Source organism: Streptomyces sp. NBC_00878, from assembly GCF_026341515.1.
Lineage (GTDB): Bacteria > Actinomycetota > Actinomycetes > Streptomycetales > Streptomycetaceae > Streptomyces.
This window is the reverse complement of sequence record NZ_JAPEOK010000001.1, coordinates 6443818-6469735: the sequence shown is the minus strand read 5'-3', so window position 1 is coordinate 6469735 and position 25918 is coordinate 6443818. Positions and strand designations below refer to the sequence as shown.

Below are 25918 nucleotides of genomic sequence, written 5' to 3'. Positions count from 1 at the left end.
GTTGAGTCCGACTCGCTGAGTTACTCGCCCTTGGCCTTCGCGATGATCTCCTCGGCGACGTTCCGGGGAACCTCGGCGTAGGAGTCGAACTGCATCGAGTAGCTCGCGCGACCCGATGTCTTGCTGCGGAGGTCGCCGACGTAGCCGAACATCTCCGACAGTGGAACCAGGCCCTTCACGACGCGGGCACCGGCACGCTCCTCCATGGCCTGGATCTGGCCACGGCGGGAGTTGATGTCGCCGATGACATCGCCCATGTAGTCCTCGGGCGTGGTGACCTCGACGGCCATCATCGGTTCGAGCAGCACGGGGCTGGCCTTGCGGGCGGCCTCCTTGAAGGCCTGCGAACCGGCGATCTTGAAGGCGAGCTCGGAGGAGTCGACCTCGTGGTAGGCACCGTCGAGAAGCGTGATGCGGACACCCGTCATCTCGTACCCGGCGAGGATGCCGAACTGCATGGCCTCCTGCGCACCGGCGTCCACCGACGGGATGTACTCCCGCGGGATACGGCCACCGGTCACCTTGTTCACGAACTCGTACGCCGGACCGTCGGTCTCGGTGATGGGCTCGATCGCGATCTGCACCTTGGCGAACTGACCGGTACCGCCGGTCTGCTTCTTGTGGGTGTAGTCCACGCGCTCGACGGCCTTGCGGATCGTCTCACGGTAGGCGACCTGCGGCTTACCGACGTTGGCCTCGACCTTGAACTCACGGCGCATACGGTCGACCAGCACCTCGAGGTGCAGCTCGCCCATACCGCCGATGATGGTCTGGCCGGTCTCCTCGTCCGAGTGAACCTGGAAGGAGGGGTCCTCCTCCGCGAGACGCTGGATGGCGACACCCAGCTTCTCCTGGTCACCCTTGGACTTGGGCTCGATCGCGACCTGAATGACCGGCGCCGGGAAGTCCATGGACTCCAGGATCACCGGGTTCTTGTCGTCGGACAGCGTCTCACCGGTGGTGGTCTGCTTCAGGCCCATCACGGCGACGATGTCGCCGGCGCCCACCGCCTCGATCTCCTCACGCTTGTTCGCGTGCATGCGGTAGATCTTGCCGATGCGCTCCTTCTTGCCCTTGACGGAGTTCAGCACCGCGGTGCCGGACTCCAGGCGGCCCGAGTAGACCCGGACGAAGGTGAGCTTGCCCAGGTGCGGGTCGCTCATGATCTTGAACGCGAGCGCGGACAGCGGCTCGTCCACGGACGGCTTGCGCTTGACGACGACCTCGGGGTCCTTGACGTCGTGACCTTCGATGGCCTCGACGTCGAGCGGGGTCGGCAGGTAGCGCACGACCGCGTCGAGCAGGGGCTGGACGCCCTTGTTCTTGAACGCGGTGCCACAGAACACCGGGGTGACCGTGACGCCCTTGGACTTGCCGGACGCGATGGTGACGCGACGGATCGCGGCGTACAGCTGCTCCTCGGTGGGCTCCTGGCCCTCCAGGAACAGCTCCATGATCTCGTCGTCGTTCTCCGCGACGGCCTCGACGAGCTTGCCGCGGTACTCCTCGGCAGCCTCGGCGTGCGTGGCCGGGATGTCGACGACGTCGTACATCTCGCCCTTGGCCGCCTCGGCGGACCACACGAGCGCCTTCATGCGGACCAGGTCCACAACACCCTTGAAGTCCATCTCGGCACCGATCGGAAGCTGCATGATCAGCGGAACCGCACCGAGGCGGTCCTTGATCATGTCGACGCAGCGGTGGAACTCCGCGCCCGTACGGTCCAGCTTGTTCACGAAGCAGATGCGCGGCACGCCGTAACGGTCGGCCTGACGCCACACCGTCTCGGACTGCGGCTCAACGCCCGCGACACCGTCGAACACCGTGACGGCACCGTCGAGGACGCGGAGCGAACGCTCCACCTCGACCGTGAAGTCGACGTGCCCCGGGGTGTCGATGATGTTGATCGTGTAGTCGTCGTCCTCAAGCGGCCAGTGACAGGTGGTGGCAGCAGAGGTGATCGTGATGCCACGCTCCTGCTCCTGCTCCATCCAGTCCATGGTGGCAGCGCCGTCGTGGACTTCACCGATCTTGTAGCTGACGCCGGTGTAGAAGAGGATCCGCTCGGTGGTGGTCGTCTTACCCGCGTCGATGTGGGCCATGATCCCGATGTTGCGGACCCTGGCCAGGTCAAGTGAAGTGGTAGCCATAAGGCTTCGGTCTTCTCTCGGTCTCGATGGGGGTAGCGACTACCAGCGGTAGTGCGCGAAGGCCTTGTTGGACTCGGCCATCTTGTGGGTGTCCTCGCGCTTCTTCACAGCGGCACCGAGGCCGTTGGACGCGTCGAGAAGCTCGTTGAGCAGACGCTCGGTCATGGTCTTCTCGCGACGGGCGCGGGAGTAACCGACCAGCCAGCGCAGCGCCAGGGTGCTGGCGCGGCCGGGCTTGACCTCGACCGGCACCTGGTAGGTGGCGCCACCGACACGGCGGGACTTGACCTCAAGAGTCGGCTTGATGTTCTCCAGAGCGCGCTTGAGCGTGATGACCGGGTCGTTGCCGGTCTTCTCGCGCAGGCCCTCCATGGCGCCGTAGACGATGCGCTCGGCGGTGGAGCGCTTGCCGTTGAGCAGCACCTTGTTGATCAGGGAGGTCACCAGAGGGGAACCGTAGACCGGGTCGATGATGACCGGGCGCTTCGGGGCGGGGCCCTTACGAGGCATTTCTACTTCTCCTTCTTGGCGCCGTAGCGGCTGCGGGCCTGCTTGCGGTTCTTGACACCCTGCGTGTCAAGCGAACCTCGGATGATCTTGTAGCGAACACCCGGCAGGTCCTTCACACGGCCACCACGCACGAGCACGATGGAGTGCTCCTGCAGGTTGTGTCCCTCACCCGGAATGTAAGCGGTGACTTCGATCCCGCTGGTCAGACGCACACGCGCGACCTTACGCAGGGCCGAGTTCGGCTTCTTCGGGGTGGTCGTGAACACACGCGTGCAGACGCCGCGACGCTGGGGCGAACCCTCGAGTGCGGGCGTCTTGTTCTTCTCGACCTTGTCCTGCCGGCCCTTCCGGACCAGCTGCTGGATCGTAGGCACTACTTCTCCGGTTTCTGTGTGCCGAATGGTGAAGCTAACCTGGAACACCGCCGACCCACGCGGTCGGGTGTGTCGAAGCCTGCAGACTCCCGCCGAAAGGCGGGAAGGGCGCAGATTTACGGTGGCCGCTTACGGCTTCCCCTGCGGTTCGAAGGCACGCACGGGAGCCAGGGCACACCCCAGGCACAAGGTCTGAGCGTACCTACCTCATACGCTGCGGTCAAAACAAATGGACCGCACTAACATTTCCGAGCGGGCCTCGCCAAGCCACCGCGCCGTTCCCGATCTTCGTCAGGTCGTCACCGCCGCGATGAGCAGCAGTGTCACCAGGAGCGCCCAGCCCGCCGTGGACAGCCAGCCGAGGACGAGCCCGGTGAGCGCGAGACCGTCACCGCCCTCGCCCGTGCGCCGGATCTCGGAGCGCGCGGAATGGCCCAGGATCACGGCGGGAATGCCGGTGAGCCCGACGGTCACGAGGCAGAGCCCGCCGCAGATCGCCGCGCCGATCGCCTTCTCGTTCGTCTTCGGCACCTGCATGGGCAGGAAGGTCCGTGGCACGGCCGCTGCGGCCGCCGGCAGCGGTACGGGGCCCTGAGGGAGGTCGGCCACCAGAAGGGCCAGCTCGCCCACCGTACGGGCCGCGTAGGCCCGTGCCACCCGCTTCTCGAACTCGGCCTGCTCCATGCGTCCCTCGCCGAAGCCCGCTCTGAGCACGTCGACGGCCCGCTCCCGATCGGCGTGGGAGGCGAGCATGGAATGCCCGCTGTCCACGTACCCGGGCTGCGGCGGAACGCTCTGCTGGGGCCAGAACGGCGGTGGACCACTCGGCCCGCGCCAGGACGGCGGACCGCCCGGCCCCTGCGGGACCTGTGGATCCTTCGGCCCCTCCCCGGGCTGCCACGACGGGTACGACACGGGAGCACCTCCCCCCAGCGACTGGCCTTCCATCATGCTCCAACGCGGCATTTCCGGCATAGGTTCCCGTCACGGGAAAAGCCGAAGGGCGGCCACCCCGAAAGGTGACCGCCCTTCAACTCAAGCGACCCGCTTACTGGTTGTACGGACCGTAGTCGTAGTCCTCCAGCGGAACGGCCTGGCCGGAGCCCGTGCCGAACGGCGAGTAGTCGATGTCGTCGTAGCCGACGGCCGAGTACATCGCGGCCTTGGCCTCCTCGGTCGGCTCGACCCGGATGTTGCGGTAGCGGGACAGGCCCGTACCGGCCGGGATGAGCTTACCGATGATGACGTTCTCCTTGAGGCCGATGAGGCTGTCGGACTTGGCGTTGATCGCCGCATCCGTCAGGACTCGGGTCGTCTCCTGGAAGGAGGCGGCCGACAGCCAGGACTCCGTCGCCAGCGAGGCCTTGGTGATACCCATCAGCTGCGGACGGCCGGAGGCCGGGTGGCCGCCTTCCTGGACCACACGACGGTTCTCGGTCTCGAACTTCGAGCGCTCGACGAGCTCGCCGGGCAGCAGCTCGGCGTCGCCGGACTCGATGATCGTCACACGGCGGAGCATCTGCCGGATGATGATCTCGATGTGCTTGTCGTGGATCGACACGCCCTGCGAGTTGTAGACCCGCTGGACTTCGCCGACCAGGTGGACCTGGACGGCACGCTGACCCAGGATGCGCAGCACGTCGTGCGGGTTGGTGGCACCCACGGTGAGCTTCTGGCCCACCTCGACGTGGTCGCCCTCGCCCACCAGCAGACGGGCACGCTTCGAGATCGGGAACGCCGTCTCGTCGCTGCCGTCGTCGGGGGTGACGACGAGCTTCTTGGTCTTCTCGGTCTCCTCGATCCGCACGCGGCCGGAGGCCTCGGAGATCGGGGCGACACCCTTCGGCGTACGAGCCTCGAAGAGCTCGACGACACGGGGCAGACCCTGGGTGATGTCGTCACCGGCCACACCACCGGTGTGGAAGGTACGCATCGTCAGCTGCGTGCCGGGCTCACCGATGGACTGGGCGGCGATGATGCCGACCGCCTCACCGATGTCGACCAGCTTGCCGGTGGCCAGCGAGCGGCCGTAGCACATGGCGCAGGTACCGACGGCGGACTCGCAGGTCAGGACCGAACGGGTCTTGACCTCCTCGATGCCGTACTTGACGAGCTCGTCGATGAGGACGTCGCCCAGGTCGGTGTTGGCCGGGGCCAGCACCTTGCCGTCGACGGTGATGTCCTCGGCCAGCGCACGTGCGTACACGCTGGTCTCGACGTTCTCCGTCTTGCGCAGGACGCCGTCGGCGCCCCGCTCGGCGATCGCCAGACGCAGGCCGCGGTCGGTACCGCAGTCCTCCTCGCGAATGATGACGTCCTGGGAGACGTCGACCAGACGACGGGTGAGGTAACCCGAGTCGGCGGTACGCAGGGCGGTGTCCGCCAGACCCTTACGGGCACCGTGCGTGGAGATGAAGTACTCCAGCACGGACAGGCCTTCACGGAAGGACGCCTTGATGGGACGCGGGATCGTCTCGTTCTTGGCGTTCGACACCAGACCACGCATACCGGCGATCTGACGCATCTGCATCATGTTTCCGCGGGCGCCCGAGTTGACCATCATCGAGACCGGGTTGGTCTTCGGGAAGTTCGCGTTCATCGCCTCGGCAACCTCGTTGGTCGCCTTGGTCCAGATCGCGATGAGCTCCTGCGTGCGCTCGTCCTTGGTGATCAGACCACGCTCGTACTGCTTCTGGACCTTCTCGTCCTGGTCCTCGTAGCCCTTGACGATCGCGCGCTTCGCGTCGGGAACGACGATGTCGGAGATGGCCACGGTGACGCCGGAACGGGTCGCCCAGTAGAAGCCGGCCGCCTTCAGGTTGTCGAGCGTCGCCGCCACGATGACCTTGGGGTAGCGCTCGGCGAGGTCGTTGACGATCTCGGAGAGCTGCTTCTTGCCGACCTCGTAGTCGACGAACGGGTAGTCCTCGGGCAGCAGCTCGTTGAAGAGCGCGCGGCCCAGCGTGGTGTTCAGGCGGAAGGTGTCACCCTGCTGCCACTCCGGGTCGCCCTCCTCCTGCACCGGCGGGGTCCAGCCGCGCGGCGGGATGGTGCCCACCGGGAAGCGGATGTCCACGCGCGACTGCAGCGAGAGGTCACCGGCGTCGAACGCCATGATCGCCTCGGCCGCGGAGCCGAAGGACCGGCCCTCGCCCTTGACGTCCCGCAGCTCGCCGTCGGTGGTGAGGAAGAACAGACCGAGGACCATGTCCTGGGTCGGCATCGTCACCGGACGGCCGTCCGCGGGCTTGAGGATGTTGTTCGAGGACAGCATCAGGATGCGGGCCTCGGCCTGCGCCTCCGCGGAGAGCGGCAGGTGCACGGCCATCTGGTCACCGTCGAAGTCCGCGTTGAACGCGGTGCAGACGAGCGGGTGGATCTGGATGGCCTTGCCCTCGACCAGCTGCGGTTCGAAGGCCTGGATGCCGAGGCGGTGCAGGGTGGGAGCACGGTTCAGCAGAACCGGGTGCTCGGCGATGACCTCTTCGAGGACGTCGTACACGACCGTACGGCCGCGCTCCACCATGCGCTTCGCGCTCTTGATGTTCTGCGCGTGGTTCAGGTCGACCAGGCGCTTCATCACGAACGGCTTGAAGAGCTCCAGCGCCATCGCCTTCGGCAGACCGCACTGGTGCAGCTTCAGCTGCGGACCGACGACGATCACGGAACGCGCGGAGTAGTCCACACGCTTGCCGAGCAGGTTCTGACGGAATCGGCCCTGCTTGCCCTTGAGCATGTCGGACAGCGACTTCAGCGGACGGTTGCCGGGGCCCGTCACCGGGCGGCCACGACGGCCGTTGTCGAAGAGCGCGTCGACGGCCTCCTGAAGCATGCGCTTCTCGTTGTTCACGATGATCTCTGGAGCACCGAGGTCGAGAAGCCGCTTCAGACGGTTGTTCCGGTTGATCACACGGCGGTACAGGTCGTTCAGGTCGGAGGTCGCGAAGCGGCCACCGTCCAGCTGCACCATCGGGCGAAGGTCCGGCGGGATGACCGGGACGCAGTCGAGAACCATGCCCTTGGGGCTGTTGGAGGTCTGCAGGAACGCAGACACGACCTTCAGCCGCTTCAGCGCACGGGTCTTCTTCTGGCCCTTGCCGGTACGGATGATCTCGCGGAGGCGCTCGGCCTCCTCGTCCAGGTCGAAGGACTCCAGGCGCTTCTGCAGGGCAGCCGCACCCATGGAGCCGTCGAAGTAGGTCCCGAAGCGGTCACGCAGCTCGCGGTAGAGGAGCTCGTCACCCTCCAGGTCCTGGACCTTGAGGTTCTTGAAGCGGGTCCACACCTCGTCGAGACGGTCGATCTCGCGCTGCGCACGGTCGCGCAGCTGCTTCATCTCACGCTCGGCACCTTCGCGCACCTTGCGGCGTACGTCGGCCTTGGCGCCCTCGGCCTCAAGCTCGGCCAGGTCGGTCTCGAGCTTCTTGGCGCGGGTTTCGAGGTCGGCGTCGCGACGGTTCTCGACCTGCTGACGCTCGACGGAGACGTGAGCCTCCAGCGACGGCAGGTCGCGGGTACGACGCTCGTCGTCCACGTACGTGATCATGTACGCGGCGAAGTAGATGACCTTCTCCAGGTCCTTCGGGGCGAGGTCGAGCAGGTAGCCCAGCCGCGACGGAACGCCCTTGAAGTACCAGATGTGGGTCACGGGAGCGGCCAGCTCAATGTGGCCCATCCGCTCACGACGCACCTTGGCGCGAGTGACCTCGACGCCGCAGCGCTCGCAGATGATGCCCTTGAAGCGGACACGCTTGTACTTGCCGCAGTAGCACTCCCAGTCCCGGGTCGGACCGAAGATCTTCTCGCAGAAGAGTCCGTCCTTTTCGGGCTTGAGGGTGCGGTAGTTGATGGTCTCCGGCTTCTTGACCTCACCGTGGGACCACTGACGAATGTCGTCAGCGGTAGCAAGGCCGATCCGCAGCTCGTCGAAGAAGTTGACGTCGAGCACTTGTCGTCAATCCCTCTTTCGGGGTCGATTCTTCACTGGTCTGACTGGGGTCCGGGGTTAGCCGGGGCTCTTGTTCAGGGAGCCCCGGCCAGACCCGTCAGACCTCTTCGACGCTGCTCGGCTCGCGCCGGGACAGGTCGATACCGAGCTCCTCCGCGGCGCGGAAGACGTCCTCGTCCGTGTCGCGCATCTCGATGGACATGCCGTCCGAGGACAGCACCTCCACGTTGAGGCAGAGCGACTGCATTTCCTTGATGAGCACCTTGAAGGACTCGGGAATGCCGGGCTCGGGGATGTTCTCGCCCTTGACGATGGCCTCGTAGACCTTCACGCGGCCGGTCACGTCGTCGGACTTGATGGTCAGCAGCTCCTGGAGGGCGTAAGCGGCGCCATAAGCCTCCAGCGCCCACACCTCCATCTCACCGAAGCGCTGGCCACCGAACTGGGCCTTACCACCCAGCGGCTGCTGGGTGATCATCGAGTACGGACCGGTCGACCGGGCGTGCAGCTTGTCGTCGACCAGGTGGTGGAGCTTGAGGATGTACATGTAGCCGACCGAGATCGGCTCCGGGAACGGCTCGCCGGAGCGGCCGTCGAACAGAGGCGCCTTACCGGTGGGGAGCACCATGCGCTCGCCGTCGCGGTTCGGGATGGTGTGCTGGAGCAGACCGGCCAGCTCGTCCTCACGCGCACCGTCGAAGACGGGGGTGGCGACGTTCGTGCCGGGGTCGACCTTGTCCGCCTCGATGGACTGGAGACGCTGCGCCCACTCGTCGCCGAGCCCGGAGACGTCCCAGCCGCGGCTGGCGAGCCAGCCGAGGTGGATCTCCAGGACCTGTCCCGGGTTCATTCGGGACGGGACACCCAGCGGGTTGAGGATGATGTCGACCGGGGTGCCGTCCTCCAGGAACGGCATGTCCTCGATCGGCAGGATCTTGGAGATGACGCCCTTGTTGCCGTGACGGCCGGCGAGCTTGTCACCGTCGGTGATCTTGCGCTTCTGAGCCACGTAGACACGAACCAGCTGGTTCACGCCCGGCGGCAGCTCGTCGCCCTCTTCACGGTCGAAGACGCGGACGCCGATGACCTTGCCGATCTCGCCGTGCGGCACCTTCAGCGAGGTGTCGCGCACTTCGCGCGCCTTCTCACCGAAGATCGCGCGGAGCAGGCGCTCCTCCGGGGTCAGCTCGGTCTCACCCTTGGGCGTGACCTTGCCGACCAGGATGTCACCGGCGACGACCTCGGCACCGATGCGGATGATGCCGCGCTCGTCGAGGTCGGCGAGGACCTCCTCGGAGACGTTCGGGATGTCCCGGGTGATCTCCTCGGGGCCGAGCTTGGTGTCACGGGCGTCGACCTCGTGCTCCTCGATGTGGATCGAGGAGAGGACGTCGTCCTGCACGAGGCGCTGCGACAGGATGATCGCGTCCTCGTAGTTGTGACCCTCCCACGGCATGAAGGCGACGAGCAGGTTCTTGCCCAGCGCCATCTCGCCTTCCTGGGTGGCCGGACCGTCGGCGAGAACCTGGTTCTCGACGACCCGGTCGCCCTCGTCGACGACGACCTTCTGGTTGACCGAGGTTCCCTGGTTGGAACGGGAGAACTTGGCCACCCGGTAGGTGGTGTACGTGCCGTCGTCGTTGGCCACGGTGACGTAGTCCGCGGAAACCTCCTGGACGACACCCGCCTTCTCGGCCTTGATGACGTCACCGGCGTCGACGGCGCAGCGGTACTCCATGCCCGTACCGACGAGGGGGGCCTCGGCGGTGATCAGCGGCACGGCCTGGCGCATCATGTTCGCGCCCATGAGGGCACGGTTGGCGTCGTCGTGCTCCAGGAAGGGGATCATCGCGGTGGCGACGGACACCATCTGGCGCGGCGAGACGTCCATGTAGTCGACGTCGTCACCGGGGACGTAGTCGACCTCACCGCCACGACGGCGGACCAGGACACGGGCCTCGTCGAAACGCATGTCGTCATTGAGCGAGGCGTTGGCCTGCGCGATGACGAACCGGTCCTCTTCGTCGGCCGTCAGGTAGTCGACCTCGTCGGTGACCTGACCGCCGACGACCTTGCGGTACGGCGTCTCGACGAAACCGAACGCGTTGACCCGGCCGTAGGAGGCGAGCGAGCCGATCAGGCCGATGTTCGGGCCTTCGGGGGTCTCGATCGGGCACATGCGGCCGTAGTGCGAGGGGTGCACGTCACGGACCTCGAAGCCGGCCCGCTCACGGGAGAGACCACCCGGGCCGAGCGCCGACAGACGGCGCTTGTGGGTGAGACCCGACAGCGGGTTGTTCTGGTCCATGAACTGCGACAGCTGGCTGGTGCCGAAGAACTCCTTGATGGAGGCGACGACCGGCCGGATGTTGATCAGGGTCTGCGGCGTGATCGCCTCGACGTCCTGAGTCGTCATGCGCTCACGGACGACTCGCTCCATACGCGCCAGACCCGTACGGACCTGGTTCTGGATGAGCTCGCCGACGTTACGCAGACGACGGTTGCCGAAGTGGTCGATGTCGTCGGTCTCGACGACGATCGAGGTGCCGCTGTCACCGACGGTCTCGGTCTCACCGGCGTGCAGCTTCACCAGGTACTTGATCGTCGAGATGATGTCCTCGACGGTCAGGATGCCGGCGTCCAGCGGGGCTTCGCCGCCCAGCTTCTTGTTGACCTTGTAGCGGCCGACCTTGGCGAGGTCGTAGCGCTTCGGGTTGAAGTAGAGGTTCTCCAGCAGGGTCTGGGCGGCCTCTCGGGTCGGCGGCTCGCCCGGACGCAGCTTGCGGTAGATGTCGAGCAGCGCGTCGTCCTGGCCCTGGGTGTGGTCCTTCTCCAGGGTGGCGCGCATGGACTCGTACTCGCCGAACTCCTCCAGGATCTGCTCGGTCGTCCAGCCGAGAGCCTTGAGGAGGACGGTGACCGACTGCTTGCGCTTGCGGTCGATGCGGACACCGACCATGTCGCGCTTGTCGATCTCCATCTCCAGCCAGGCACCCCGGGACGGGATGACCTTCGCGGAGAAGATGTCCTTGTCGGACGTCTTGTCGATCGAGGAGTCGAAGTAGACGCCCGGCGAACGGACCAGCTGCGACACGACGACACGCTCGGTGCCGTTGATGACGAAGGTGCCCTTGTTGGTCATGAGCGGGAAATCGCCCATGAAGACCGTCTGGGACTTGATCTCGCCGGTCTCGTTGTTGGTGAACTCGGCGGTGACGAAGAGCGGCGCGGAGTACGTGAAGTCGCGCTCCTTGCACTCGTCGATGCTGTTCTTCGGAGGCTCGAAACGGTGGTCGCGGAAGGTCAGCGACATCGACCCGGAGAAGTCCTCGATCGGGGAGATCTCCTCGAAGATCTCCTCCAGACCGGACTTGGTGGGGACGTCCTGACCTGAATCCAGAGCCGCCTCGACGCGAGCCTTCCACGCGGCATTGCCGAGCAGCCAGTCGAAGCTCTCGGTCTGCAGCGCAAGAAGGTTCGGAACCTCGAGCGGCTCCTTGATCTTTGCAAAGGAAATGCGCAGCGGGGCGGTGCTGGCGCCGTTGTTCGTATTCGCGGAGGCAGTGCGCGAGGCGGCCAAGAGGGGGTCCTTCCGAGGGCTCGGACTCACTACGCGCGTACCGGTCCCAAGCCGGGCACAGAGACAGACGTTTCCTGAACCAGCCGAAAAGGACCAGGTCAGGGTCGTTTCAATCCACAGTGCTCAAGCGAGGGCATGCCCCTGGTGACGGGCAGGAGGCAGCTAACAGGCAGCGCAAAGGGTCAGTGTAGCCACTAGGCCCACTGATGTCCAGTGCGGGTTTTTGAAGACCCTCGTTGTTCTCAACCCCTGCTGCAAGCCACGCCCTCGATGCACATCGATACTGCCCTCTTCGCCACCGATCCATGCCTCGGATCCGGATCGTTGTGACGACGCGTCCTGAGAATTGCGCGCTGCGTGCGGTTCGTCAAGGCCCCCCATGCCCAAAACGAGTGCTGCCATCGTCACTTGCAACCCGTCTTGCAACCTGTCTCGCTGCCCGTCACAGGGCGGCCGGAGGCACGAACGAAGATCACGATACTCGCCGCGACCTACTGCGCAAGGCAGCCACCGCACGGCCCCCTCGAACGCCGAAGAGCGACCACCCAGATGGATGATCGCTCTTCAGTGCGTCAGCGTTACAGCCCCTGTTCGGGCGGCTGTGTCAGCTCACTGGAGCCGCTGCCACGACACGCCTTGCGGCGCGTGGCGGGCGACTCGTGGGGTTACTTGACCTCGACGGAGGCGCCGGCGCCCTTGAGGGACTCGGCGGCCTTCTCGGCGGCCTCCTTGGCGACCTTCTCGAGGACCGGCTTCGGAGCGCCGTCGACGAGGTCCTTGGCCTCCTTCAGACCCAGCGAGGTCAGCTCACGCACGACCTTGATGACCTGGATCTTCTTCTCGCCGGCACCCGTGAGGATGACGTCGAACTCGTCCTGCTCCTCAGCGACCTCGGCAACGGCGCCCGGGCCGGCGGGGCCGGCAACGGCGACCGCGGCGGCGGCGGTGACGTCGAACTTCTCCTCGAAGGCCTTCACGAACTCGGAGAGCTCGATGAGGGTGAGGTTCTCGAACTGCGCGAGCAGCTCTTCCTGGGACAGCTTCGCCATGATGGCGTCCTTCCACTCATTCGGCAGGTGCCGGTATGTACTGGTGAGGCGGGCGTACGTTCGGCCCGCTGTGACCGTCGCCTCAGGCGGCGGTCAATGCGCGAGCCGAATTACTCGGCACCGCCCTGCTCTTCGAGCTTGACGCGAAGCGCCTCCGCAGTGCGGACGAACTTCGACGGCAGCGCCTGGAAGAGCTGCGCAGCCTGAGTCTGCTTGCCCTTCATGGCACCGGCCAGCTTGGCGAGCAGAACCTCGCGGGACTCGAGGTCCGCAAGCTTCTTGATCTCGTCGGCGGACAGCGCCTTGCCGTCAAGGACACCGCCCTTGATGACGAGGTTCGGGTTGTCCTTGGCGAAGTCACGAAGACCCTTCGCCGACACCACCGGGTCACCGGTGATGAAGGCAACCGCCGTCGGACCGTTGAACAGGTCGTCGAGCGTCGAGATCCCGGCCTCGTTGGCCGCGATCTTGGTCAGCGTGTTCTTCACCACGGCGTACTGGGCGTCTTCACCGAGCGAACGACGCAGCGTCTTGAGCTGCGCCACGGTGAGACCCCGGTACTCGGTCAGCACAGCGGCGTTCGAGCTGCGGAACTGGTCCGCGAGCTCGGCTACCGCGGCAGCCTTGTCGGGCCTTGCCATAAGCGTGGCCTCCTTCCGGGTGATGAGGACCGCTCAGAAGGAGACTGGGAAAACGAAACGCCCCGGCGCAGGCGCACGGGGCGTGACTCGACCGGACGGAATCCGTACGTGAATACGGGACTGTCCGGGAGTTCATCCACAGTCACCTACGCGGGTCGTCCGCAGTTTCAGCGGATCCTTCGGTCACCGTGCCCTTGAACAAGTACACGGCAACGACCAGCGGTCTTTGGCTTCTGTGGAAGGTTACGTGAACGGGTCGCTGTCAAGCAAATCCGTACGTCGGCCGACGTCATACGCCGACCGACGCCGATATCGGCTCGCGATGTCAGCTCTTGATGTCGCCCATCATCTCGGCCAGGTCCATGACGTCCTTGGCCGGCGGGGCCTCGACCGTCACGGGCTTGTTGTAGTCGACGAAGGTGATGGTCATGTCGAGCTTGCCCTTGTCGGCGTCGCCCCGCATACGGAACTGCTTGGCGTGGTCCTCGCCGTCGATCCACATGTCCATCGTGAGCGTGTCCACGCCCATTTTCTCGTACTGTTCGAGGCTCTTCTCCCGCTGCTCGCGCGTGGTCTTGCTCTCGTCCTTGAGGGACTCGCGGAAGTCGTCGAGGGCGACCGTGCCCTTGTAGTGAGTGGTCTCGACGCCGTCGACCTTCTCGGTGCCGACCTTCTTCACGTCCTTGGAGCCGGTGAGGAAGGTGGACTCCTGGGCCGGGTTCTTGTCGGCCGTCCCGGCGCCCGGGGCCGCGCCGCCCAGCGCGTCGTCCCCCAGCGTGGACAGGTCGAACTTGATCCAGCTCTTGCCGTCCATCTCCTTGGCGGCCGCCGCGCCTCCGCCGATGTACATCGCCTTGTCGACGAGACGTATCTCGGCGGTGCCGTCCGCGCCCTGGTCGAGGGCGGTGATCTTCATGCTCATGGCGACGTCCGGCTTCATGCGCATCTGCGCATCGGCCTTGACGCGCCCCTCCTCAGGGGTCCTGCCGGTCATCCGGTAGCTGATGGAGGTGATGTCCTCCGTGTTCTTCGCCGCCTTGGCCACGGCCGCGGCGGGCGTCATCTTCGGTGACTCCTCGCTCGCGCCGTCCTTCGAGCAGCCGACGGCACCCCCGGTGAGGACCAGCGCGGCGAGCGCCGCACCGGTCGCACCACGACGCGCGGACCCGCGCACAGAAAACTTCATGGTTCCCCCCAAGGAACAGATGAGCGACTCACAGACAAGGCGCGAGCGTATCCCAGAGGGACTCGGGCGATCCTCCGAGTTCTCGTGAGGCCGGTGCGACGCCCGGGACGCCTGGGCGGCGCCCCCTGCGTCCCGTACGAGAGCTCTCAGGCCGCCGGCTGAGTCCGCATCAGGTCCTTGAAGTCGGCGGTGTCGGCCGCCGGGGGCTCCTCGGTGGAGACCTTCACGCCGTAGTCGCTGTAGTACGCCGTCGAGGACATCGAGCCGGTCGCCAGCTCGCCCTTCTCGACCTTCTTCACCAGCAGGTCCTCGTCGTTGACCCATATGTCGACGGTCTCGGTGGTGACTCCGGCCTGCTCCAACTGGCGCTTCATGTCGGCCAGTTGGTCCGCGGTGAGGTTCGAGCTCTCGCCCGCGAGGTCCGCGACGTCGACCGTGCCCGAGTAGTGCGTGGTGTTCTCGCCGCGCACCTTCTCCTCGCCGACCTTCTTGACGTCCCCGGAGGCCAGCAGGAGCTTCACCGACTGGTTCGGCGTGGTGTTCTGCATCTGGTCCTTCATGTACGCGCCCGATCCGCCGGCGAGGTCGGCCAGGTCGGCGTACGCGTACTTGATCCAGTGCTTGCCGCCGGACTGCTCGGCGAACTTGTCGCCCATCTTCGCGTAGTAGGCGTCCGGCAGATAGCGGGCCTCCATGGAGGTGGTGCCCAGCTGGCGCATCTGGTCGGCCATCGTGCCGCCGGTGTACGTGATCGTCAGATCGCCGGTGAGGCCGTCGGCCCAGCCGAGGGCGCCGTCCGCCTTCATGGACATCATCGTGCCCATGGTCGTGGTGGACTCGACCTTGGCGGAGTCGGCCTTGTCGGTGGACTGCTCGACGGAGCGCAGGGCCGCGATCGGGTTCACCTGGGTCCTGGCCTTCCCGGCCGCCTTGTCGCCCCCTCCCGAGCCCTCGCCGGAGTCCGAGCCACTGCAGGCCGCGACCCCGGTCAGAGCGGCGGCCACCGCTATCGAGACAGTCGCGCGTCGCACGGTCGTGCTCTTCATTCGTCCCCCAATGCGATTCCGGTGCCCCGCACGCTAGCGCAGGCCACTGACACCCGGTCCGAAACGGGCACCCAACAAAGGGACGGGCCCCGCACCTCGAAAGGTTGCGGGGCCCGTCCTGGAATCGCGTGCGTGACGCGGCTGCCGGTGAGCGTCGGGCTCAGACGGCGGCCGGGTCCTCCTCGACGAGGAGGTTGCGGGTGCGGTTCGGGTCGAGCGGGATGCCGGGGCCGATCGTGGTGCTGATCGCGGCCTTCCGGATGTAGCGGCCCTTGGCGGCGGACGGCTTCAGACGGAGGATCTCCTCCAGCGCGGCGCCGTAGTTCTCCACCAGCTGGGTCTCGTCGAACGAGGTCTTGCCGATGATGAAGTGCAGGTTCGAGTGCTTGTCGACGCGGAACTCGATCTTGCCGCCCTTGATCTCGGTCACGGCCTTGGCCACGTCCGGGGTCACGGTGCCGGTCTTCGGGTTCGGCATCAGACCACGCGGGCCGAGGACGCGGCCCAGGCGGCCGACCTTGCCCATGAGGTCCGGGGTGGCGACGACGGCGTCGAAGTCCAGCCGGCCCTTCGCCACCTCGTCGATGAGTTCGTCGGAGCCGACGATGTCGGCGCCCGCGGCGGTCGCGGCCTCGGCACGGTCACCGGTCGCGAAGACCAGGACCCGGGCGGTCTTACCGGTGCCGTGCGGGAGGTTCACGGTGCCACGGACCATCTGGTCGGCCTTGCGCGGGTCGACACCCAGACGGAAGGCGACCTCGACGGTGCCGTCGAACTTGGACGTGGAGGTCTCCTTGGCGAGACGGACGGCCTCGAGCGGGGCGTACTGCTTGTCCCGGTCGATCTTGGCGTCCGCAGCGCGGAGAGACTTGCTGCGCTTGCTCACTACTGCTCCTGTGTGTTCTGAGGAGTCGTGGTAGGGGCCGAGCAGGCCCTGCCACGTGCGGCCGAGGCCGCGTGTTCTACGAAGGTGGGGTTCAGCCCTCGACCGTGATGCCCATGGAACGGGCGGTGCCGGCGATGATCTTCGACGCGGCGTCCAGGTCGTTGGCGTTCAGGTCGGGCAGCTTGGTGGTGGCGATCTCGCGGACCTGCGCCTGGGTGATCTTGGCGACCTTGGTCTTGTGCGGCTCGCCGGAGCCCTTCTCGACACCAGCGGCCTTGAGGATCATCTTCGCGGCCGGCGGGGTCTTGGTGATGAAGGTGAAGGAGCGGTCTTCGTAGACCGTGATCTCCACCGGGATGACCCAACCGCGCTGCGACTCGGTCGCGGCGTTGTAGGCCTTGCAGAACTCCATGATGTTGACGCCGTGCTGGCCCAGCGCGGGGCCGACCGGCGGCGCCGGGTTGGCCGCACCGGCCTGGATCTGGAGCTTGATGAGCCCCGTGACCTTCTTCTTCTTGGGAGGCATTGCTCTCTCCGGGTCCTAGTGAGAGTTTTCAGCCTCCGTTCCGGATCATCCGGATGGAGGCATACCGCACAACGATAACGGGTATCTGTGCGCGGCCAAAAACCGAGCAGGTCAGACGGGCTGCGAGAGCCCGTCTGACCTGGTCGGAGGCGTGTGCTCCAGAAGATCGTCCCGAAAGGGGTCAGTTCTTCTGGATCTGGTCGAAGCTCAGCTCGACCGGGGTCTCGCGGCCGAAGATCTCGACAAGGCCCTTGACCTTCTTCGAGTCGGCGTTGATCTCGTTGATGGTCGCCTGCAGCGTCGCGAACGGGCCGTCGGTGACGGTGACCGAGTCACCCACCTCGAAGTCCAGCACCTGGACCTCGAGCTTGCGGGACGGAGCCGGCTTGCCCTCGGCTTCGGCCGCCTCGCGGGCCGCCTTCTCCTCGGCCTCCGGGGCGAGCATCTTCACGATCTCGTCCAGCGTCAGCGGGTACGGGTCGTAGGCGTTGCCCACGAAGCCGGTGACTCCGGGCGTGTTGCGGACGACGCCCCAGGACTCGTTCGTCAGGTCCATGCGCACCAGCACGTAGCCGGGGAGCTTGTTCTGACGGACGGTCTTGCGCTCGCCGTTCTTGATCTGCGCGACCTCTTCCTGCGGCACCTCGGCCGCGAAGATGAAGTCCTCGACGTTCAGTGAGACGGCGCGCTGCTCGAGGTTGGTCTTCACGCGGTTCTCGTAGCCGGCGTACGTGTGGATGACGTACCACTCGCCGGGCAGCGTGCGAAGTTCCTCGCGGAGGGCCTCGACGGGGTCGACCGGCTCGGCCTCTTCCTCGGCCTCTTCGGCTTCGTCGGTCTCCTCGGAGACGGCCGCGTCCTCGCCGTCGTCCTCGCCCTCGGAGGCGGTCAGGTCCTCGGCGTCCACGTCGGTCTCGACGTCCTCACCGGACTCGTCCTCGACGTGCAGGGCAGCCTCTTCGGCGGCCTCGCCGGCTTCGGCGTCGGCAGCCTCGACCTCGTCCTCGACGTCCGCGCCCTCGACGATGTCGAGCTCGTCGTCAACGGACTCGACCGACTCGCCGGCGTCGTTCAGGTTCGGGTCAGACACGGTGGCTGCTTCTTCCTGGATCATGGGGGTGGAACACGCGAAAGCGGGCGCCGGGTACGGCGCCCTTCGCGCTTGGCTCAGCCGAATACGTACTTGGCGGCCTTGTCGAGTCCGAAGTCAATCACAGTCACCAGACCGATCATGATGACAACGAACACAATCACCACTGTGGTGTACGTCGTCAGCTGATTGCGGGTCGGCCAGACCACCTTGCGGAGTTCCGCGACGATCTGGCGGTAGAAGAGAGCGAGGCGCTTCAGCGGGCCCTTCTTGGCACGCTTACCGCCCTTGCGGCCCTTCTTCTGGGACTCCGGCGCCTCATCCTGGGCATCAGGCATGTCGATGGAGCCCACGGCGTCCGTCACTCGTCCTCACCTGATTCCGGGTCGTGGCCGTGCCGCGCCCGGGTATGAGCCGCACGGCGGTGCATTGCAGTACGTACATGTGCACACATCCTGGCGAAAGGAGTGTGTAGCAGGGCCGGAGGGACTTGAACCCCCAACCGCTGGTTTTGGAGACCAGTGCTCTACCAATTGAGCTACGACCCTTTGTTTCCCCAACAACGTACCGCATCCGCCCGGGTGCTCGGTGTGCGCCGGGTGGGCGCGGCCGGTGATGGCCAACGAGGTGAGAGTGTACGTGGTCGGCGGCCGGTCGTCGAACAGAAAGTGTCCGTAAGGACTTTGTCGGCCACCGCTCACTCTGTGAAACCGGTGTGCCGGGGAGGTTTCGGGTCTGGAACGATGGGCCCATGAGCGCTGCAACCCCTCCCACCGAGCGCCGGGTCTCCGCCCGGGTCGGTGCGATCTCCGAGTCCGCCACTCTCGCCGTGGACGCCAAGGCCAAGGCCCTGAAGGCCGCAGGACGTCCGGTGATCGGCTTCGGCGCCGGTGAGCCCGACTTCCCGACCCCGGGCTACATCGTCGAGGCCGCCATCGAGGCCTGCAAGAACCCGAAGTACCACCGCTACACGCCGGCCGGCGGTCTTCCCGAGCTGAAGGCGGCGATCGTCGCCAAGACGCTGCGCGATTCCGACTACGAGGTTGACGTCTCCCAGGTCCTGGTGACCAACGGCGGCAAGCAGGCCATCTACGAGGCGTTCGCCGCGATCCTCGACCCGGGTGACGAGGTCATCGTCCCGGCGCCGTACTGGACGACGTACCCGGAGTCGATCCGTCTCGCCGGCGGTGTCCCGGTCGAGGTCGTCGCGGACGAGACCACCGGCTACCGCGTCTCGGTCGAGCAGCTGGAGGCGGCCCGTACGGAGAAGACGAAGGTCGTCCTCTTCGTGTCGCCGTCCAACCCGACGGGTGCGGTCTACAGCGCCGAGGACACCGAGGCGATCGGCCGCTGGGCCGTCGAACACGGTCTGTGGGTGCTGACGGACGAGATCTACGAACACCTGGTCTATGGGGACGCGAAGTTCACCTCGCTTCCGGCGGTCCTGCCGGAGCTGCGCGACAAGTGCATCGTGGTCAACGGCGTCGCGAAGACGTACGCGATGACCGGCTGGCGGGTCGGGTGGATCATCGGCCCTAAGGACGTGGTGAAGGCCGCGACGAACCTCCAGTCGCACGCCACGTCGAACGTGTCGAACGTCGCCCAGGTCGCCGCGATCGCCGCCGTCTCGGGCGACCTGACGGCCGTCGCCGAGATGCGCGAGGCCTTCGACCGCCGCCGCAAGACCATCGTGCGGATGCTCAACGAGATCGACGGCGTGCTCTGCCCGGAGCCCGAGGGCGCCTTCTACGCGTACCCCTCGGTGAAGGCCCTCATCGGCAAGGAGATCCGCGGCAAGCGCCCGCAGGACTCCGTCGAGCTGGCCGCGCTGATCCTGGAGGAAGCCGAGGTCGCGGTCGTCCCGGGCGAGGCCTTCGGCACGCCGGGCTACCTGCGGCTCTCGTACGCGCTGGGTGACGAGGACCTCGTCGAGGGCGTCTCACGGATCCAGAAGCTGCTGGCGGAGGCCACGGACTGACATGTACGGCGCACAAGCGGGCCTCCGGTCGAGCCGGGGGCCCGCTTGTGCGTTCAGGCACGCGCCCGTTCGGTGAACTCGGCTGCCTGGAACAGGATCTCTACGGCAGGATCCTGGAGTGACTCCGCCCCTGCGGGGCTTCCCGCTCGGCCGACGGCCCAGCGGCGGACAAGCCCTGTCCGGCACCTTTCGGTACGGAGCGGAGCCTAGCGCATACGGAGAGTTGATGGAGACGGTACGAGACGTCCGGGGGCTACCCAAAGCCCATCTGCACCTGCACTTCACGGGGTCTATGCGGATCACCACCCTGCTGGAACTGGCCGACAGGCACGGCATCCACCTGCCCGACGCCCTGACCAGCGGCGAACCGCCGAAACTGCGGGCCACCGACGAGCGGGGCTGGTTCCGCTTCCAGCGGCTGTACGACGCGGCGCGGTCGTGCCTCAGAGATCCCGAGGACATTCAGCGGCTGGTGCGAGAGGCCGCGGAGGAGGACCTCAAGGACGGCTCCGGGTGGCTGGAGATCCAGGTCGACCCGACCTCGTACGCACCCCGGCTCGGCGGGCTGATCCCGGCGCTGGAAATCATCCTGGACGCCGTGGACTCGGCCGTGCGCGCGACCGGGCTCGGGATGCGGGTCCTGGTGGCCGCGAACCGGATGAAGCATCCGCTGGACGCCCGCACGCTGGCCCGGCTGGCCGTGCGGTACGCGGACCGGGGCATCGTCGGCTTCGGGCTCTCCAACGACGAGCGACGCGGTATGGCGCGGGACTTCGACCGGGCCTTCGCCATCGCCCGTGAGGGCGGGCTGCTGGCGGCGCCGCACGGCGGCGAACTGACGGGTCCGGCGTCCGTACGCGACTGTCTGGACGATCTGCACGCCTCGCGGATCGGGCACGGGGTGCGGGCGGCCGAGGACCCGCGGCTCCTGAAGCGGCTCGCGGACCGGGGCATCACCTGTGAGGTCTGCCCGGCCTCGAACGTCGCCCTCGGGGTATACGAAAAACCGGAGGACATCCCCTTGCGCACGCTTTTCGAGGCGGGGGTCCCGATGGCGCTGGGCGCGGACGACCCACTGCTGTTCGGCTCGCGGCTGGCCGCCCAGTACGACATCGCGCGCCGCCATCACGCCTTCACGGACGCCGAACTGGCCGAGCTGGCACGGCAGTCGGTACGGGGTTCGGCGGCCCCGGAGGACATCAGGAAGAAGCTGCTGTCCGGGATCGACGACTGGCTGACCGCCCCGGTGGCCTGAAGTGGCCGTAGGGCGGGTACGCCTGGAAGCCGATGTCCAGTTCCGTATGGCGTCCGGCGCTCAGAGGCATGTGCAGCGTGAGCGAGGTGACCAGCACGTCGTGTCCCTCTGCGGCCCTCTTCTGGCGCGGGCCGAAGCCGGCCGCGGCCTCCAGCTGGACGGACGCCGAGGCGAAGGTGTCCCGGGCGCCGAAGAGGAACAGCGTCCGGGCGTGGACGGCGGGGCGGATCCGGTCGACCGGTTCGAGGCGGTCCCAGCGCTGTTCCCAGCGCGCCTGCCAGGCCGCGGCGTGGTCCGCGGTACGCCGTTCGTCGGTGCGGACGGTGCCCGGCGTGCCCCGGGTCAGGCCGCGGCGCAGCGACGGCCACGCGGAGGGCCGCAGGCCCAGTGCCCGGTGGGCGAGGACGAGGTCGACCGGCACTCCGGGCGCGTACGTCCTGGGGACGCTGTCGCGCAGCGGGACGTGGACGACCGTGTGCGGGGAGTACGCGGCGAACGAGAACAGCGCGGCGAGGCGGGCCAGTCCGTCGTGGTCGCCGACCAGGTAGCCCCAGCCCCGCAAGGGGTCGCTGAGTGTGGTGTGGCGTAGTGCGGGGCGCGGCTGGACCACGCGGAACGCGTACCGGCCGGCGCTCGGCCGGAACTCACCGACCTTCAGCCGCACAGGAGTTGCCTCATGGACCCAGGGTGACCGCCGGGCCTGGCGACCGGCAAACGAAATATCCCGCCGCCGCGCCCAGGGGCGGCTCCAGGGGCAGTTCCTGGGGCAGCCTCAGAGGCTGACGCCCACCGTCACCGGTTCGTTGACGAGCGTGATCCCGAAGGCGGCGTGGACGCCGGCGACGACCTCGCGGGCGAGCGCGAGGAGGTCCTCGGTGGTCGCCTCACCGCGGTTGGTGAGGGCCAGGGTGTGCTTGGTGGAGATGCGGGCGGGGCCGGTGCCGTAGCCCTTGGTGAAGCCGGACTTGTCGATCAGCCAGGCCGCGGAGGTCTTGGTGTGCCCGTCGTCCGCCGGGTACGCGGGCGGGGTGACGCCGTCGCCGAGACGCTCGGCCACGCGCGCGTGGAACGCGGCGAACTCCTCGTCGGTGAGGATCGGGTTGGTGAAGAACGAGCCGGCCGACCAGGTGTCGTGGTCCTCCGGGTCGAGCACCATGCCCTTGCCGGAGCGCAGCTTCAGGACGGTCTCTCGGGCCTTGTCCAGCGGCACGCGGTCGCCGGGTTCGACACCGAGGACGCGGGCCGTCTCGGCGTACTTGACCGGCGCGGACAGCCCGGAGGCGTCCTCCAGCTCGAAGCGGACGCGCAGCACGACGAAGCGCTCGGGGTCGGCCTTGAAGCGGCTGTGGCGGTACGAGAAGGCGCACTTGGTGTTCGGGACGGTGACTGTCTCGTGGGTCCTCCGGTCGTAGGCGATCACTTCGGTGATCGTCGACGACACCTCCTGGCCGTACGCGCCCACGTTCTGGATGGGTGTCGCGCCCGCGGAGCCCGGGATTCCGGCGAGGCACTCGATGCCCGCGAGGCCGGCCTCGACGGTGCGGGCGACGGCGTCGGTCCACACCTCGCCGGCGGCCAGCTCCAGCTTCGTACCGTCGAGGGCGAAGCCGCGGGTGGCGATGCGCAGGGCGGTGCCCGCGAAGCCCTTGTCGCCGATGACCAGGTTGGATCCGCCGCCGATCAGCAGCAGCGGCGTGCCGGAGTCGTCGGCCTCGCGGACGGCGGCGATCACCTCGGCGTCGGTCGTCGCGGTGATCAGCCGCGCGGCGGGGCCGCCGAGCCGGAAGGTGGTCAGCGGGGCGAGCGGGGCGTCGTGGAGTTCCAGCACGTGCACCAGGGTACGAGAACGGCCCCGCCGGTCTGGGCGGGGCCGTTCTCGGCGGGGTCGGACGGTTGCTCGCGGATCGGGCGGTTGCCCGTGGGCCGGACGGTCGTTCGCGGGAGTGCTCGGCTTGTTCGCGGGAGTGCTCGGTCTGTTCGAGGGGTGGCTCGGTCACAGGCGGCGGAGCGCCTCCGACCAGTCGAGCGGGAGGTCGTCCGCGGTGACCGTCCACGAGACGAACTTCGCGTCCCGCATCTGGGGGCCGAGGCCCCGGGCGGCCGGCGCGTGCGTGCCGGAGCGGGCGAAGTTCTTGAGCGCCGCGGGCGACTCCCAGGCGGACAGGGTCCAGAAGGTCCGCCGCAGCGGGGCCGCCTTGAGTGTGGCGCCGTACGCTCCGGGGGCCTTGCTCACCTGCCGCCAGACGGCCGGCGTCCTGGCGAAGAACTTCAGTGCTCCCCAGAGGGTGCGGGTCTCGAAGCGGGAGGCGAAGACGTGCACCTCGGCGTCCTGCGGCGGCTTGTTCGGCACGGTCCAGGGGAGGGTGGGCATGAGCGGAGTCCTTTCGGGTTTGGTTTCCGAACTCTTGTGGGTTTGGCTTCCGGACTGAATGCGAGTCGTAGGCGAACCGGATGCGGCCCGAGCGTTTGGATTCCGGACCCGGTTCGGCGAGAGGTCCTCAGCGAGAGGCCTTCTCCAGCACCCGCGCGGGCGCGGTGTCCGTGCTCCCCTCCCCCGCCTCCACGTCCACGTCCACGTCCACGTCCGCGCCCGCCTCCGCCGTACGGCGACGCGTCGGGATGAGCAGGGCCGCGACACCCGCCACACCCACGGCACCGGAGCCCGCCCAGAGCGCCGGCTGGATGCCGTCCACGAAGGTCTGCGCACTCTGGTAGCCGCCCTGGGCGGAGAAGATCGAGGCCATCACCGCGACGCCGAGGGCACCGCCGACCTCGCGCAGCGCGTTGTTGGCGCCGGACGCGATGCCCTGCTCCTGCGGCCGGACGCTGGACATGACCAGGTTGGAGGCGGGGGCGAAGAAGAGGGACATGCCCAGACCGCTGATGATCAGGGCGGGGAGCTGTGCGGCGTACGACGTGTCGGGCGCGGTCACGGCGGCGAACCAGCCGAGCCCGACGGCCTGCAGGAACAGGCCCGCGGCGACGACCGGGCGGCCGCCTGTCCGGTCGGACAGGATTCCGGCGACGGGCGCGATGAGCATCGGCGTCCCTGTCCAGGGCAGCAGCCGCAGCCCGGCCTCCGTGGGCGAGTAGCCGAGGACACCCTGCATGTACTGACTGAGCAGGAAGATCGAGCCGAACATCCCGAGGAACATCAGCAGGCTGGCCGCGTTGATCCCGGCGAAGGCCCGGCTGCGGAAGAGCCGCATCGGCAGCATCGGGTTCTTGGCACTGATGCCGTGGAGCACGAAGCCGACGAGCAGAGCCGTACCGGCGAACAGCCCCAGGAGGACGATCGCGTCGGTCCAGCCGACGACGGGCGCCCGGACCAGCCCGTACACGATCCCGAAGAGGCCCCCACTGGCCAGCAGGGTGCCGCGGATGTCGAGCGGGGCGCCCGAGCCGTACGACTCCGAGAGACGCAGCCGGGCGAGCGGCAGGAGGGCCACGCCCAGCGGAACGTTCAGCCAGAAGATCCACTGCCAGGAGATGTGTTCGGTGAGGCTGCCGCCGATGAGCGGCCCCGAGGCGACCGCGAGACCGTGGACGGCACCCCAGATCCCGTACGCCATCCCGCGCTTGGCGGCCGGAACGGCGGCGGTGAGCAGGGTCAGCGTCAGCGGCATCATGATGGCCGCGCCGACGCCCTGGACCGCGCGGGCGGCGATCAGCGAGTCGATGCCGGGCGCCATGGCCGCGGCGGCGGATGCCCCGGTGAACACGGTGATGCCGACGAGGAAGAGCCGGCGACGGCCGAACCGGTCCCCCAGGGCCGCACCGAACATCAGCAGCACGGCGAAGGTGAGCGTGTACGCGCTCACGGTCCATTCCAGATCGTGGAGCGCTCCCCCGAGGTCCTCGCGGATCGAGGGCAGCGCGGTGGTGACGACGAGGTTGTCGAGCGCCGCCATGAACCCGGCGACGCTGGTGATGACGAGGGCCCAGACGGTTCCCCCGGGACGTTCGGTCTGCTGTGACATCGCTTCCCCCTACGGGTGATCGCTCAGTTTGATTAGTTATTACTGACTAACTTTCATGGGCATGAAAAGGCGGCAGTCATCGCCACCCTTGATTCAGTGTTCGAGCCGACCCTCGACCCCGGCCGACGGGTAGAGCCCCTCCCAGACCCGGTGCTCGGGCGGAAATCCCATGGCCACCAGGCAGTTGATGAGCATCCCGGTCGCCATGAACGTCGTGGTCTCCTCGACATCGGCACCGAGCGGCAGGTGGACGGTGTCCCACAGGCGCATCCAGCCCGCCCGTACCGCTTCGCCGAGCTCATGGTCGCCCGCCTCCTCGGCGGCCGCCACCGCGACGTACATCTGCATCTGCATCAGCAGCCGCTCAGGCTCTTCGGCGATGACCTTGACGTACACGTTCGCCATGGAGCTCATCGCCTCTTCGCCCTCCAGCCCCTCGGAGGCGGCCTCGAAGGTGCGCTGGGTCTCCTCCAGGCACCGCTCGGCAGCCGCGAGGAAGATCGCCTTCTTGCTCGGGAAGAGCCGGAAGAGGTACGGCTGCGAGACACCCACGCGCTTGGCGATCGCCTCGGTCGACGTGCCGTAGTAGCCACCCCGGGCGAACTCGCTAATCGCCGCACGAATGACGCTCTCGCGCCTCTCTTCTGCGCTCATCCTGACCATACAAACAAGTTAGTACTCAATCACTAACTGAGTCAAGGGGGTGGGCCTGACTGAGA

The 25918-nt window shown here is 67.3% G+C and carries 21 protein-coding genes and 1 tRNA gene; 2 read left to right on the top strand and 20 right to left on the bottom strand.

Annotated features, from left to right (window positions below; genetic code table 11):
• Positions 1–20 precede the first annotated feature (20 nt).
• The 15 genes from fusA to OHA11_RS27965 form a co-directional block, all read right to left on the bottom strand.
• Positions 21–2150, bottom strand: a complete 2130-nt coding sequence (gene fusA, locus OHA11_RS28035; RefSeq protein WP_266501001.1) for an elongation factor G — start codon at positions 2148–2150, stop codon at positions 21–23.
• Between the two features lie 39 nt (positions 2151–2189).
• Positions 2190–2660 carry a 30S ribosomal protein S7 gene (gene rpsG / locus OHA11_RS28030; RefSeq protein WP_030345396.1) on the bottom strand — a complete coding sequence of 157 codons (471 nt, stop codon included), beginning with the start codon at positions 2658–2660 and terminating at the stop codon, positions 2190–2192.
• 2 nt (positions 2661–2662) lie between these two features.
• Positions 2663–3034, bottom strand: coding sequence for a 30S ribosomal protein S12 (rpsL, locus tag OHA11_RS28025; protein ID WP_003948652.1), 372 nt, complete (start codon positions 3032–3034; stop codon positions 2663–2665).
• Positions 3035–3325: 291 nt separating this feature from the next.
• On the bottom strand, positions 3326–3787 hold the full coding sequence (locus OHA11_RS28020) for a DUF1707 and DUF4190 domain-containing protein (RefSeq protein WP_266507510.1): 462 nt from the start codon (positions 3785–3787) through the stop codon (positions 3326–3328).
• Positions 3788–4082: 295 nt separating this feature from the next.
• A complete protein-coding gene (locus OHA11_RS28015) occupies positions 4083–7982 on the bottom strand; it encodes a DNA-directed RNA polymerase subunit beta' (protein ID WP_266500996.1) in 3900 nt (1299 codons plus the stop codon).
• A gap of 97 nt (positions 7983–8079) precedes the next feature.
• Entirely contained in the window at positions 8080–11562 is a 3483-nt protein-coding gene (rpoB, locus tag OHA11_RS28010) for a DNA-directed RNA polymerase subunit beta (RefSeq protein ID WP_266500993.1), read from the bottom strand.
• 665 nt (positions 11563–12227) lie between these two features.
• The gene (gene rplL, locus OHA11_RS28005) at positions 12228–12611 is read right to left on the bottom strand and encodes a 50S ribosomal protein L7/L12 (RefSeq protein WP_266500990.1); all 384 of its coding nucleotides are present in this window, start codon (positions 12609–12611) and stop codon (positions 12228–12230) included.
• 110 nt (positions 12612–12721) lie between these two features.
• On the bottom strand, positions 12722–13252 hold the full coding sequence (rplJ, locus tag OHA11_RS28000) for a 50S ribosomal protein L10 (RefSeq protein WP_266500988.1): 531 nt from the start codon (positions 13250–13252) through the stop codon (positions 12722–12724).
• Between the two features lie 325 nt (positions 13253–13577).
• Positions 13578–14438 (bottom strand): DUF1396 domain-containing protein, encoded by an 861-nt coding sequence (locus OHA11_RS27995; protein ID WP_266500987.1) that lies wholly within the window; start codon positions 14436–14438, stop codon positions 13578–13580.
• Positions 14439–14584: 146 nt separating this feature from the next.
• Positions 14585–15484 carry a hypothetical protein gene (locus OHA11_RS27990; protein ID WP_266500986.1) on the bottom strand — a complete coding sequence of 300 codons (900 nt, stop codon included), beginning with the start codon at positions 15482–15484 and terminating at the stop codon, positions 14585–14587.
• 160 nt (positions 15485–15644) lie between these two features.
• Positions 15645–16370 (bottom strand): 50S ribosomal protein L1, encoded by a 726-nt coding sequence (rplA, locus tag OHA11_RS27985; protein ID WP_143642867.1) that lies wholly within the window; start codon positions 16368–16370, stop codon positions 15645–15647.
• 91 nt (positions 16371–16461) lie between these two features.
• A complete protein-coding gene (gene rplK / locus OHA11_RS27980) occupies positions 16462–16896 on the bottom strand; it encodes a 50S ribosomal protein L11 (RefSeq protein WP_010986329.1) in 435 nt (144 codons plus the stop codon).
• A gap of 181 nt (positions 16897–17077) precedes the next feature.
• Positions 17078–17986 (bottom strand): transcription termination/antitermination protein NusG, encoded by a 909-nt coding sequence (gene nusG / locus OHA11_RS27975; protein ID WP_266500983.1) that lies wholly within the window; start codon positions 17984–17986, stop codon positions 17078–17080.
• A 77-nt stretch (positions 17987–18063) separates the two neighbouring features.
• Entirely contained in the window at positions 18064–18351 is a 288-nt protein-coding gene (secE, locus tag OHA11_RS27970) for a preprotein translocase subunit SecE (protein WP_055610500.1), read from the bottom strand.
• 110 nt (positions 18352–18461) lie between these two features.
• Positions 18462–18534 (bottom strand) — tRNA-Trp (locus tag OHA11_RS27965).
• Between the two features lie 203 nt (positions 18535–18737).
• Here OHA11_RS27965 and OHA11_RS27960 point away from each other — a divergent pair.
• Together OHA11_RS27960 and OHA11_RS27955 are read left to right on the top strand one after the other, a co-directional pair.
• Positions 18738–19964: a pyridoxal phosphate-dependent aminotransferase gene (locus tag OHA11_RS27960; protein ID WP_266500981.1), complete on the top strand. Its 1227-nt coding sequence runs from the start codon at positions 18738–18740 to the stop codon at positions 19962–19964.
• 226 nt (positions 19965–20190) lie between these two features.
• A complete protein-coding gene (locus OHA11_RS27955; protein WP_266500978.1) occupies positions 20191–21219 on the top strand; it encodes an adenosine deaminase in 1029 nt (342 codons plus the stop codon).
• Here the strand turns inward: OHA11_RS27955 and OHA11_RS27950 are convergent.
• The 5 genes from OHA11_RS27950 to OHA11_RS27930 form a co-directional block, all read right to left on the bottom strand.
• Complete coding sequence (locus tag OHA11_RS27950) at positions 21164–21883, bottom strand: hypothetical protein (RefSeq protein ID WP_266500976.1); 720 nt, start codon at positions 21881–21883, stop codon at positions 21164–21166. The genes OHA11_RS27955 and OHA11_RS27950 overlap by 56 nt on opposite strands.
• Before the next feature lie 108 nt (positions 21884–21991).
• The gene (locus tag OHA11_RS27945) at positions 21992–23047 is read right to left on the bottom strand and encodes a UDP-N-acetylmuramate dehydrogenase (RefSeq protein WP_266500974.1); all 1056 of its coding nucleotides are present in this window, start codon (positions 23045–23047) and stop codon (positions 21992–21994) included.
• Between the two features lie 165 nt (positions 23048–23212).
• Positions 23213–23590 (bottom strand): DUF3291 domain-containing protein, encoded by a 378-nt coding sequence (locus tag OHA11_RS27940; protein ID WP_266500972.1) that lies wholly within the window; start codon positions 23588–23590, stop codon positions 23213–23215.
• A 127-nt stretch (positions 23591–23717) separates the two neighbouring features.
• Entirely contained in the window at positions 23718–25199 is a 1482-nt protein-coding gene (locus OHA11_RS27935) for a DHA2 family efflux MFS transporter permease subunit (RefSeq protein ID WP_266500970.1), read from the bottom strand.
• A gap of 93 nt (positions 25200–25292) precedes the next feature.
• On the bottom strand, positions 25293–25862 hold the full coding sequence (locus OHA11_RS27930; protein ID WP_266500967.1) for a TetR/AcrR family transcriptional regulator: 570 nt from the start codon (positions 25860–25862) through the stop codon (positions 25293–25295).
• Between the last annotated feature and the right edge of the window lie 56 nt (positions 25863–25918).